This window comes from Rhodococcus sp. NPDC003348, assembly GCF_053589375.1.
The window spans coordinates 72,345-84,129 of record NZ_JBSFRT010000011.1 but is presented as its reverse complement, the minus strand read 5'-3'; the positions used below and the strand labels follow the sequence as shown (position 1 = coordinate 84,129).

The 11,785-nt window shown below is 68.8% G+C and carries 7 protein-coding genes; 1 reads left to right on the top strand and 6 read right to left on the bottom strand.

The window, feature by feature from the left end:
- Positions 1-3 precede the first annotated feature (3 nt).
- Positions 4-999, top strand: coding sequence for a methylmalonyl Co-A mutase-associated GTPase MeaB (gene meaB / locus ACWDU4_RS10075; protein ID WP_450113749.1), 996 nt, complete (start codon positions 4-6; stop codon positions 997-999).
- An 830-nt stretch (positions 1,000-1,829) separates the two neighbouring features.
- Here the strand turns inward: meaB and ACWDU4_RS10070 are convergent.
- The 6 genes from ACWDU4_RS10070 to ACWDU4_RS10045 all read right to left on the bottom strand — a co-directional run bounded on the left by ACWDU4_RS10070 (position 1,830) and on the right by ACWDU4_RS10045 (position 11,729).
- The gene (locus tag ACWDU4_RS10070) at positions 1,830-3,218 is read right to left on the bottom strand and encodes a restriction endonuclease (RefSeq protein ID WP_450113748.1); all 1,389 of its coding nucleotides are present in this window, start codon (positions 3,216-3,218) and stop codon (positions 1,830-1,832) included.
- Positions 3,219-3,346: 128 nt separating this feature from the next.
- Entirely contained in the window at positions 3,347-4,120 is a 774-nt protein-coding gene (locus ACWDU4_RS10065) for a BPL-N domain-containing protein (RefSeq protein ID WP_450113747.1), read from the bottom strand.
- Complete coding sequence (locus tag ACWDU4_RS10060; RefSeq protein WP_450113746.1) at positions 4,117-5,343, bottom strand: heparan-alpha-glucosaminide N-acetyltransferase domain-containing protein; 1,227 nt, start codon at positions 5,341-5,343, stop codon at positions 4,117-4,119. Before ACWDU4_RS10060 ends, ACWDU4_RS10065 begins: the two co-directional genes overlap by 4 nt.
- Complete coding sequence (locus ACWDU4_RS10055; RefSeq protein ID WP_450113745.1) at positions 5,340-6,026, bottom strand: BPL-N domain-containing protein; 687 nt, start codon at positions 6,024-6,026, stop codon at positions 5,340-5,342. The genes ACWDU4_RS10060 and ACWDU4_RS10055 overlap by 4 nt, the downstream gene beginning before the upstream one ends.
- A complete protein-coding gene (locus tag ACWDU4_RS10050; protein ID WP_450113744.1) occupies positions 6,023-10,018 on the bottom strand; it encodes a Pls/PosA family non-ribosomal peptide synthetase in 3,996 nt (1,331 codons plus the stop codon). Before ACWDU4_RS10050 ends, ACWDU4_RS10055 begins: the two co-directional genes overlap by 4 nt.
- Positions 10,019-10,547: 529 nt before the next feature.
- Entirely contained in the window at positions 10,548-11,729 is a 1,182-nt protein-coding gene (locus tag ACWDU4_RS10045) for a BPL-N domain-containing protein (protein WP_450113743.1), read from the bottom strand.
- Positions 11,730-11,785: the final 56 nt, after the last annotated feature.

Here is an 11,785-nt window from a genome sequence, read left to right as displayed (position 1 = left end):
GGATTGGCGCCGGTTAAGCGTCCACCGCTGGACTTGACCGCCCTCGGCGATGCGGTGCTGGCGGGCCGGCGGGGGGAGATCGCGAAGGCGATCACCCTCGTCGAGTCCACCCGCACCGACCACCGGGAGCAGGCGCAGCAGCTGCTGCTGCGCCTGCTCCCGCACGCCGGTGGCGCTATCCGTGTCGGCATCACCGGTGTTCCCGGGGTCGGCAAGTCCACCACCATCGAGGCCCTCGGGATGTACCTGATCTCGTTGGGGCACAAGGTCGCCGTCCTCGCGGTCGACCCGTCGTCCACGCGGACCGGCGGCTCGATCCTCGGCGACAAGACCCGGATGCAGAACCTGTCGGTCGAGCCGAACGCGTTCATCCGGCCGTCGCCGACATCGGGCACGCTGGGCGGTGTCGCGAAGGCGACCCGCGAGACGATGGTGCTGATCGAGGCCGCCGGCTACGACGTGATCCTCGTCGAGACCGTCGGCGTCGGGCAGTCCGAGGTGACGGTCGCGAACATGGTCGACACGTTCACCTTCCTTACCCTGGCCCGCACCGGGGACCAGTTGCAGGGCATCAAGAAGGGCGTTCTCGAACTCGCGGACATCGTCACCGTCAACAAGGCCGACGGCAAGCACGAGCGGGAGGCCAAGGCCGCGGCCCGCGAGCTGGCCGGGGCGCTGCGGCTGATCTACCCGCACGACGCGCTGTGGAAGCCCCCTGTGCTGACGATGAGCGCACTCGAGAACGTCGGCGTCGACAAGTTCTGGGACGAGGTGCTGCGGCACCGGAAGGTCCTCGGCGACGCGGGCGAACTCGAACGCAAACGCCACCAGCAGCAGGTGGACTGGACGTGGTCGATGGTCCACGACCAGCTGCTGCGCCGCCTCGACACCGATCCGGCCGTCAAGGCCATCCGCGGCGACGTGGAACAGCAGGTGCGGGACGGGTCGTTGACCGCTGCCCTCGCCGCGCACCGCATCCTCGAGGCGTTCGACAGGTAGCGGCTGCGCCACCTGCATCGAGCGCAGGCTCCGCTCCGCGGACCGCGCGCGATCTTCACCCGGCCGGTTGAAACGGTCGTTGCAACACCGCTGATCCTGGAAGGCGTTGCAGATGGTGTAGATCGGTCGGCCCGGCGTCAGAACAGGCGCGGTTGAGGTTCCGGCAGTGCCGCAATGAAGACGCGTCGACGGTGGAGGTCGGGGCGCGGCCGCGGTGGCCTACTTGACGCCAAAAGGTGGATCGTGGCGTCCGGCTGGGGGCGACCCCGCCGGACGCCACCACGGTCGGGACGGTCTCTGTTGCTCAAGGACCGCGAGACGATTTCGAACCGCTGCAGGCCGGAAAGGCGCAAACCGAGATCGCAGACGCGGTGGGGCGGTCCCGGTTGACGATGATCCGGGAGCCCGCCAGGAGCACGACTAAGCGTGGCTACATCGCTTCGACCGCGCACCGGGTAGCGCAGGAACGGGCGAAACGCCCGAAACCTGCGACGCTGGCCACCCACAGGGCTCGCCTCCCACGCCAAATATCGGTTGCCGGTGCGGTGGATGTCGTCGACGTGCGAGGCTTCGCCTTCTCGTGAGCCAGTGGGGCCGAGACGTCTGGGTGCTGGAGCTGCTCTGCGAGTGCGGGTACCGGCCCTCCGTCATCCGGCCGGTACCCACTGTGAGTGGGGCGCAGTGCAGTGTTGAGTGTGGTCGGGCCCCTGCACCCTGGTTGGTGCAGGTCTGGCAGGTGGCGTCAGCGCGGCAGGTACTGAGCGATGACTGGTCAAGTATCCGCTGCTGACGCGTGTGACGCTGGAAGGTTGACCAGATCAGGCCGGGGATCAGGGCTGGTCTGGTATCCCTTCGGCGTGGAAGGCGCGCATAGCGCCATCATTCAGCAACCAATCAGAGAGACGCTCGCGGCGGCCGACCAGACCTCGGATGTCATCGAGAGTGACTGCGTATATGAGACCGATACCCTTCGTCTGAATACTCTTTAGCCGCTCTACGAAGGTTTTGTAATAGCCAGCAGAGGAGACGAAGATTCCGATCTTTACGATGGACTTGCGATCATCGATCTTGGACTCGAAAGTTCTAAGGTCGGCAACACCCACGGGCGACTTCCAGTTCTTGCACTCCACAAAAATGTAGGGGCTGTTCTGCGATGTCCAGAACGGGGCTGGCAGATTGTTCCTCAGCACGAGGTCGATCTCTTCCTCCCGGGTGCTGAAGTTCTTTTCGGTCACTGTCAGCTGAGGCGCTTCGGTCTGCAAGAGTGATTCCATGAGACGTTCCAGCGCGTCTCCTCGAGCCTTTGATGAGCTCTTCGCTCGGTCCTGATTGAGTTCGTCCAGTTGCCTCAATGCTGTAGCTGCCTGTCCGAACCAGTAGTGAGGTCCGAGGCGCGTTTCGAAGTCAGCCAGAGCGCCGAATAGCACCCCGAGGTTCCGTGCGTAGCTCGCGATTCCGCCACCAGTCGCGCTCCAGTAGCCGTCGATAAAATCCTCTGTCTCGTCTTTAGTGTGCATATCGAATTCGGCGATGCCCTCGGTGAGTACGTAGCGAACGCCTGTATCGGCTGGAAGGTGCTGGAGCAGCACAGCCACCAGCATGGGCCAGGCAACGAGTCGTGCCTCGCGAAAGAGAACGGCGATGGTCTCGACAGCACGGGCTACGGGCAGAGGTGGATACCCAGCATTCTCCGCTGCTTGAATCGCGTCGTCTAAGGTCGTAAAGGTCACCTCTAAGGGCTCGTCGTAGAGGAGGTCCTTGAATACGAGGACCTCCTCTTGATTCGAATCGAGCCACTGCGCAGAGAGAATCGCCCCAAGTGACGAGAGATCCTCCTCCGGGGAAGAGGATCTCTCGGTCATAAGTCGTTCATCTACGCTTTTCAGAGCCTCGGCCGCGGCTTCGGATTCGTCCTCAGCGGATCGGTATGCACGTGCCGCGTACATCCCTCTAAGCGCGGCTTCAGAAAACGATCCGTCCCGGACCGCGGTGTACGCAGCAACACTCGCATCCCACCCAAGACCTTGCTCCTCGAGATTCTGAAGCACTTCTCCGGCTGTGCTCTCAAACATCACATCGGTTGGTCTCCCGTGTGATACTTCCGAGAACTGAATGTCGAGGTCGTCGCGAGTGAACAAGAACCGTGGAAGGTCTCCGGTCTGCTTGCGGTACTCCACGACCGTCCGGTCCCCAACATCGACGTATGTATCAAATCCCATAGGTCCTGACTGTAATCAGGCGGAACTGATCGGTCGGGCCAGTTCAATCGGGCGTTGCAACACCGCTGATCCTGGAAGGGGTTGCAGATGGTGTGGATCGGTCGGCCGCCGGCGTCAGGACAGGCGAGTCAGCGCTGCAGCGCGGTTTCGATCAGGTCGTGGCCGAGGTCGAAGCGGATGCCGTCCGGGTTCGTCAGACCCGGTCCGCGGTACCAGGATTCGTCCGCCTCCGGGTGCGGGCCGACCAGTCCGACGCGGCCGTTGCCGTACGGCGTGACCACCGCGGCAACCGTGTCGTTGGGATAGCGGGCCAGGACCGTGGCTCCGACGGCGGAGAAGTCGCCATCGGCGACCCGAAACGTCGCGCCGTCCTGGAAGTACATGTGCCGCCGCTGATCCCGCCAGGTCACCTCGACGATCGCGTCCTCGGTGTCGTCGACGGTCGCGCCGTCCGTGCCGATGTACTGCCGCACCCGGCCGGGGAACAGGCCGTACCCGGGGTCTCCTCCCGCCAGATAGGCTCCGAGACAGAACCCGAGATAGGTGCCGCCGCCGGACACCCAGTCCCGGAGCGCAGGCGCGTACGAGCGGGTGTGCCGCCAGGCGGACTTCAGCGTTCCGCCGCCCGGTTGCGCATACACCACCGCACCGGCGAGGGATTCGGCGGTGACGTCGATGTTCTCGTCGGGGCCCGCGTACACCGGCCGCAGCGGGGTCGGTGCCGACTCGAGCAGGCTCGCCACCGACTCCGCGCACCCCGAACAGGTCGCGGGACCCCGGTAGACGAGGGCGACCGGGCGGTCGTCCTCGAGCCAGCGGGGCAGGGTCACGGCGGCGGTCGCGCCGACCGCGCCGACACCGACCGCGCCGAGCAGCAGCCGGCGCCGGCTGACGGGGCTCACGACTGCGCCTGCCGGGCACTGGCACGCGCTTCGACGATGCGCCGGACCCGGGTGGTGATCGACCGGACGAGACCCTCCAGCGGTCCGCGGCCGGCCGTGGCCCGCCACGCGACCGCGGCGACCGCCATGACGAGCAGCTGGCGCAGGTAGCCGTCCCACGGTCCGTACACGTCGAAGTCGGAGTTGACGAACATGATGTGCCCGACGTACGCGGTGAGCGACATGGTCCCGATCGCGACGACCGGGGCCGTGACGATCCGAACGACGCGCAGCGCCGCGCCTCCGACGTGGAACAGCAGCAGACACAACCCCAGCACCAGCAGGGAACTGCCGGTCGTGGACATCAGGTCGAAGGTGGTTCCGGTGTGCGGTGCCGACACCGTCAGCCACCACCCCGAATCGGTCGGCACCCAGCCGTCGGACCCGAACGCGAGGATTTCGTCGACGATGTCGGCGCCGGACGCCTCGACGAGGCGGTCCAGGCCCTCGAACGGGTGCAGGAACATCCACGAGATCACCGACGCCGCGAGCACGAGCGCCGCCCCGACCCCGGCGAGAGTGGCGGCGATGCGCGGCGACCGCAGGTCGAGCCGCCCGATCACGAGGCCGGCGCAGACGTACGTCATCCACACCAGTGCGGGGAACTCGCCGGTGAACAGCAGGTCCGCGACCGTGGCGAAGGGTTTGTGCAGCAATGTCTCCCACGACAGCTGGCGGGTGAGGCCCTCGGACAGGTGTGGGCGCACCAGCTGGCTCACCACCGGCATCAGCAGCGCGTTCGCCGCCCCGATCACCGCGACGGTGCGGGTGCTCAGGAAGATCAGCGGGATCGCGAGCAGGAACATCACGCCGTAGTAGCCCAGGATCACCACCCCGTAGTCGATGTTCGTGTAGCCGAGGGTGAGGCCGATCGCCCCGATCACGGCGGCGCGGGCGGCGATGCCGGCGGACATGCCGTACGCGCGCGGGCCGGGACGCTGCCGGGCGCGTCCGGACAGGAAGGCGATCGACACGCCGGCCAGGACGGCGAAGATCGCCGCGGCGTGCCCCGCCGAGATCCGGTAGATCAGCGTCGGCTGGTCGTCGTCGCCGTAGGGGATCAGCGAGTGCACGGCCACCATCCCGATGACGGCGATGCCGCGGGCGAGGTCGACACCGGTCAGCCGGTACGGACGGGTGCGGGTGCCGCGCGTCTCGGCGGCGGTCGTGGTCTGCGTGCTCATCGGGTCATCACCGCATCGATCAGGTCGAGGCCGGCGGCGGTGCCGACGTCGGCGGGGGTGGGCAGTCCGGAATCGGTGAACCAGGCGGCGTCCGCTTCGGGGTGGGGGCCGACGACTCCCACGCGGCCTTCGCCGAAACGGGCGGTCAGGGCGGCGACCTCGCCGTTCGCGTACGCGGCGAGCACGTGCATCCCGGGAGGGAAATGGGGCGGCAGCGCGAAGGTCGGCCCGTCCTGGAAGTACATCGGCTGGGGTCGTCCCCGCCAGCGCACGTCGACGACTCTGGCCTCGGTGCCGGGAACCTCGGACCGTGCCGTGGCGATGTACTGGTCGGTGTCGCCGGGCAGCAGGTCGAAACCGGGGGTGGCGCCGGCGAGGTAGCCGCCGAGGCAGAACCCGAGGTACCGGCCCCCGCCGCGGACGTAGTCCCGGACGACGGGACGGTGCCGGCGCATGCGGCGCCAGGCCGGGACCAGCTCGTCGCCGCCGGGCTGGGCGTACACGGCCGCGCACCCGAGGACCTCCGGGGTGAGGTGGAGGTACTCGCGCGGGCCGACGTAGTGCACGTCGAAGTTCCAGCGACTCCGCTGCAGGAGCGCGGCAACCGACTCGGCGCTGCCGGGCAGGGTGGCGCCGCGGCCGCGGTACACGAGGGCGAGGGGGCGGTGCCGGGAGTACCTCACGCGGGCACCGCCTGTGCCGGAATGCCTTCCCAGCGGGTGTCGGCGGGCAGTTCGTCGCCCTTCATCAGCAGCGACAGCGCTCCGAGTTCGGCGTGCGGCCCGACGATCGCGTCGTAGAGCACCACCGCGCGGGTGCCGACGGTCGCTCCGGCGCCGACGGTGACCGTCGACATCTTCATCACTCGGTCCTCGAAGAGATGGGTCTGCAGCGACACCCCGGCGCCGATCTCCGCGTCGTCCCCGACCCGCACGAGGTCGAACTCGGTGAGGTAGGTGGTGCCGATCCACACCCGTTTGCCCATCCCGGCCCCGAACCAGCGCAGGATCATCGGCAGGAAGGGGGTCCCGGTGAGCTGGTTGAGCAGCACCGGCACGGCGGCGGATTCGTACATGCCGGTCGCGAACTCGGAGCGGCGGACGAACTTGGCCCAGAGCGGCTCCACCCGCGGACGGTAGCTGCCGACCAGGTTGCTCTTCACCGCCGCGGCGAAGAGCACCACGCCGAGCGCGGTCAACAGGGCGAGCCCGGGCGCGGCCAGGATGGTCCAGGTCAGGGTGCTGCTGCGGGCGATCAGCGACAGGCCGAGCAGGTAGAAGTACAGGCTGACGCCGATCACCGTGGGCGGCAGCACGATCCGGAAGAACTCGATCCACCACCGGTGCGCGACGACGGAACTGCTGGGCGCGAACGTCTCCTGCTCGGAGTACTCGCCACTGTCCTGCCGGGCGGGCAGGTAGAACGCCGGGTTCCCCAGCCACGACGTGTCGGGCGGTACGCCCTCCGCGGGCGGCACGGTGAGCACGCCGACGAGGGAGCCGTCACCCGTGCGCATGCCACTGGGCAGGACCGCGGCGTTGCCGATGAACGCCCGGGTGCCGACCTCGGTGGGTGCGAACGTCATCCGGCCGTTGCAGTACGTGCTGCCGCCGAGACTGGCCATGTCGGCGACGAAGCTCTCCTCGCCGATGGTGAGCAGGTCGGGGTCGATGTGCGAGACGGTGGAGACCTCGGCGCCGCGACCGACCCGGGCACCGAGGACGCGCAGCCACGGCACGGTGTACAGCGTCGCGTACAGCGTGTTCGTGTAGAGCAGGCTCATCTCGAACAGTTTGTCGGTGACCCACTTCTTGACGCCGAGGGTCGACGCGGCGGGGAAGGTGCCGACCGGTAGCGACGGCAGGATCAGCTTCTTGCCGAGCGCGACCACCGCGCACACGCTCGCCACGTAGACCGCGCCGGATGCCAGAGTGGCGAGCAGTGACGCGATCATGCCGTATTCGAGCAGCACCGCCCACACCAGCACGAGGCTGGGCACGATGGTCGCGATGGCCAGTGCCTCGAGGGTGACGACGCCGAAGGCGGTCAGCAGCAACGTCATCGGGGCCCAGCCGGGCGCGGGCTCGTCGGCGGCCATCGCCTCGACCCGCGGGTCGAGGGTGCGGACGCGCTGCGGCGGCGATCCGGTCCACCGTGTGCCGGGCGGGAGAGAGGCGCCGTCGGCGAGCACCGACTGGTCGCCGAGCATCGCTCCGTCACCGACGGCGGCCCCCGGGTCCAGGACGCAGTTGGCGGCGACGTAGGCATGGTCGCCGACCGAGATCGGGGCGACGACCACCTCGCCGCCGGCCACCCGCCACGGCCGGATGTCGGTGTTGGTCCCGATCGACGCGCCGGCGCCGATGTCCACGAGCGCAGGGAACGAGACGATGGACGTCCCGATGTGGGTGTCGGAGCCCACCCGCGCTCCCAGCGCGCGCAGGAACGGGGCCATCAGCGGTGACCCGCTGAGCACCGGCATCGGCGCCAGCATCATCAGGTGGTCGACCATCCACAGCCGCAGATAGGTTGCGCCCCAGAGCCGGTAGCGGCCGGGTCGGATGCCGGCGGACAGCGGTCTGATCGCGATGACGGGCAGCACCCAGCGCACGCCGAGATAGGAGGGGATGGTTGCGATCAGCAGGTCGACGAGCGCGTCGAACGACGGCTGGCCGTCGTGCGCCCGGTAGACGATGGAGACCGGGATGGTGACGACCAGCAGCACCACCAGGACGAACAGTGCCTGGACCGTGCCGGCGCGGCGGACGGCGGCGTTGCCGATCGGTTCGCGGCCGGCGCGTTCGACAGGCGGGATCGGGGGTGGGGGACCGCCTCCCGTCGCGTGCGGGCCCACGCCCGGTGGTAGGGCCCCGGCCATCGCGCGGATCGTGGGATTCGCGTACACGTCCCGGATGCCGGCGCTCGGATGCAGTCCGCTCTCTCGCAACCGGGTGACCAGTTGCGCGGCGGCGAGGGAGTGGCCACCGAGTTCGGTGAAGAAGTCGGCTTCGACGGACACCTCGCCGGCAGGAAGGCCGAGCAGGTCGGCCCACAGTCCACGCAGGTCGTGTTCGACGTCGGTACCCGCGGCGACGACCGGGCCACTGGGGCCCGACAGCCGGCGCCCGGTCGGCGCGGGCAGGCGAGGGCGGTCGACCTTGCCGCTGGGCATCATGGGCAGCTCGTCGACGATGTCGATGAACGTCGGGACCATATAGTCGGGCAGTCGCCGGGAGGTTTCCGCGTCGAGCCGTGCGAGGAGGGCGGCGACGGCCAAGGGGCCCGCGTCCGTGCCCGGCATCAGCACCACCCAGGAGGCGAGCTGCTCGACGTCGGCGACCGTCACCAGCGACACCACGGCGCTGGCGACGTCCTCGTCGACGAGGAGCACGCTCTCGATCTCACCGAGATCGACTCGGTGACCGCGGATCTTGACCTCGCTGTCCGCGCGGCCGAGATACTCGATCTCGCCGTACTCGGTCCAGCGCGCGAGGTCACCGGTCCGGTAGATCCGGCCGGCGATGCCGCTCTCCGGAAGGTCGAGAAACTTGTCCGCCGTCAGATCGGGGCGCCCGATGTAGCCGCGTGCGACCCCGGGGCCGCCGATGCAGAGCTCACCGACCTCGCCGTCCGGGACGACGCGTCGGTCCTCGTCGAGGATGACGCACGAATAGGTCGGCAGCGGGACACCGATCGTGACCGGGCGGCCGGGAACCAGCTCGCACCAGGTGGCGGTGACGGTGGCCTCGGTGGGGCCGTACGTGTTCAGGATCCGGCGCCCCGGGCGGCCCCACCGCTCGACGAGTTCGCGGGGGCATGCCTCGCCGCCGACGAGAATGTTGCGCAGCAGTGGTAATTCGCGCGGAATCGTCGCGAGCAGCGTCGGAACGCAGTAGAGCACCGTGACGCCGTTGCCTTCGAGGAAGTCCGCCAGTTCACCGCCGAGGCGACCGGCGCCGGTCGGCCCGGCGACCAGGGTGGCGCCCACCGCCCACGTCGGCCAGATCTCCTCGATGGAGAAGTCGAAGGAGATCGTCATGCCCTGGTAGACGCGGTCGGTCGGTTGCACGTCGTAGACGGTGGGCACGATGTCGAGGAAGTTGCAGATGCTGGACTGCGCGACCTCCACACCCTTCGGTCGCCCCGTCGAACCCGATGTGTAGATGATGTAGGCGGCCGGATCGCGGTGTGCCACCTCGAAAGTCGGGCGGGTGACCGGCTGGGTGGCGATCAGGTCCGCCTCGCCGTCGATCTCCGTCCACGGGACGCCGAGCGGTTCGAGAAGGCCGGCGAACGACGCGCTGGTCAGGACGAGGTCGACGCCCGCGTCATGGGTGATGTAGTCGACGCGGTCGGCGGGGGAGGCCGGGTCGATCGGGACGAACGCGGCGCCCGCCTTGAGCACGGCGAGCAGGGCGACATAGGTGTGCGGTGAACGCTCGAGCAGGATCGCGACCCGTGCGCCGACGCCCGCGCCCACGTTGATCAGGTGGTGCGCCAGCTGGTTCGCTCGCCATTCGAGATCGGCGTAGGTGAATGCGGCTTCCTCACAGAGGAGGGCGGTCGCGTGCGGGGTCCGGTCACAGGCCGTTTCGAAGACGTGCTCGAGGCGGCGCGGCCGGGTGCCGGTGCCGTGAGTGTGGTCCGCTGACGGGTGCGTCTGCGCGCCTGACATCGACATCCTTCGGAGCTAATTACTGGCTAATTGACTTTCGAGTGCCACAGTCAATCACGCTCCCGAAATTTCTGGACGATTGTCCATGACGGCGGGTCGGGCCGCGACGGCGGGGTCCGGAAATGACCTTTTTGTTCCGTTCGTGCTGGACATTTCGGCGATTCTCGCCCCGGGAATCCTGGGCGGCGGGGGTGGTGTGCGACATCCTTCGGTGCACGTCGTTCGGGATATTTCACCCTCGGGTTCACCCGTTCTTCCTGTTAGGAAGTGGCGGCGGTCACAGTCGGGTGCGCGCGCATGGGAGGGCCGCTGGACACCCGGAGGCTAATCCGGACACCGTGGGCGCGGTGTTGACCGCCCTGGTGGGGTCCCGCGGGCTGCCGACTGTCGACGCTCGTCGTCGACATTCGGCTGTACGCTGCCCGGCCGGAAGCTCGCGCGAGAGCGGGTGCCCGCGCCGGAGTCCGCGTCGGCGCAGACGGACCGGACCGAGGCGAAGGTCGAGCTGATCGCGTTGTGTGCTGGCCTTCTACGGTGCGGGCTGTGGCACCGGCGCCGCGGTTGCGTCGTAGCCGGTCAGGAACGGTTGCAGGAAGGGCACTTCCGAGAGCCGGTCGAACGGCCACGGCAGCGGCGCGCGGGTCGGCGTCGTGGTGGCCGGCAGCGGGGTCGAAGTGGTCGGGGCCGGCGGTGTGGTCGTCGTCGTGGGCGACGGGGCGACGGCGACGGGTGCGGTCGTCGTGGGTGCGGGCACGGCAGGGGCGGTGACCTGGGGTGCGACCGGTGCGACCGGCGCAGGAGCCGGAGTGGCGGGCGCGGCGGGTGTGGTGGTGATCGGTGCCGCGACGGTCGTCGGTGCCGGGACGGCAGTGGTCGTCGGTGCCGGGACGGCGGTGGTCGTCGGGGCGGTCGTGGTAGTCGTTGCCGGCGGGGTCGTGGTGGCGGTCTTGTTGCCGCGCACGGTGGTTTCGATCAGGTCGTACGCGAGCTGCGGGTTCACCGCACCGTCCGGGGACAGCCCGTCGTCGACGAACCAGCTCTTGTCGGCCTCGATGTGCGGGCCCACGACGCCGACCCGGCCCTTGCCGTAGTCGGTGGCGAGCGCGGCCACCTCGCCACCCTTGTACGTGCCGAGGATGGTGGCGCCGTGCCCGGCGTTGAGCTCGAAGGCCGGCGGATCCTGGAAGTAGGTCGTGTACTCGGTTCCCCGCCAGACGATCGTCGACCGCGCGGGCTTGGTGTCCCACACCGTCGCGCCGCGCTTCGCGCTGTACTGGGAGGTGTCACCGGGCAGCAGGTTGTACCCCGGTGTGGCACCGGCCAGATAGCCGCCGACGCAGAAGCCGAGATAGTTGCCGCCGGCCGCGATCCAGTTCTTGATCAGCGTGGAGTACGGCTTCATCGCCTTCCACGCGGTGCTCAGGCTCGGTCCGCCGGGCTGGGCGAAGACGGTGGCGCGGGCCAGGGTGGCCGCGGTGATCGGGGTGTCGTTCGGGCCGACGTATTCGATCCGGAACTTGGACGGTGAGTTGCGCAGCACCACGGCAACGGATTCCGCGGTGCCCGGCACCGACGCCGGACCCCGGTACACCAGCGCGAGCGGCTGGGCCGGTGGGACCGGCGTGGTGGTCTGGGCGGCGGCCAGCACCGGCACGCCCAGCAGAGCCAGCACCACGGCCAGGACCACAAGTACCCGTCGGTGATTGCGCATGGCACCCCGCTCTGTTCTCTCGTCGCTCGCTGTCGGCGAGAACCGACGGCGCGGTT

What these genes read in the sequence shown, in the direction of transcription:
- ACWDU4_RS10060 (WP_450113746.1), bottom strand. Translation starts at nt 5,343, where the DNA reads ATGAGCACGCAGACCACGACCGCCGCCGAGACGCGCGGCACCCGCACC.
- ACWDU4_RS10050 (WP_450113744.1), bottom strand. Translation starts at nt 10,018, where the DNA reads ATGTCAGGCGCGCAGACGCACCCGTCAGCGGACCACACTCACGGCACC.
- ACWDU4_RS10070 (WP_450113748.1), bottom strand. Translation starts at nt 3,218, where the DNA reads ATGGGATTTGATACATACGTCGATGTTGGGGACCGGACGGTCGTGGAG.
- ACWDU4_RS10045 (WP_450113743.1), bottom strand. Translation starts at nt 11,729, where the DNA reads ATGCGCAATCACCGACGGGTACTTGTGGTCCTGGCCGTGGTGCTGGCT.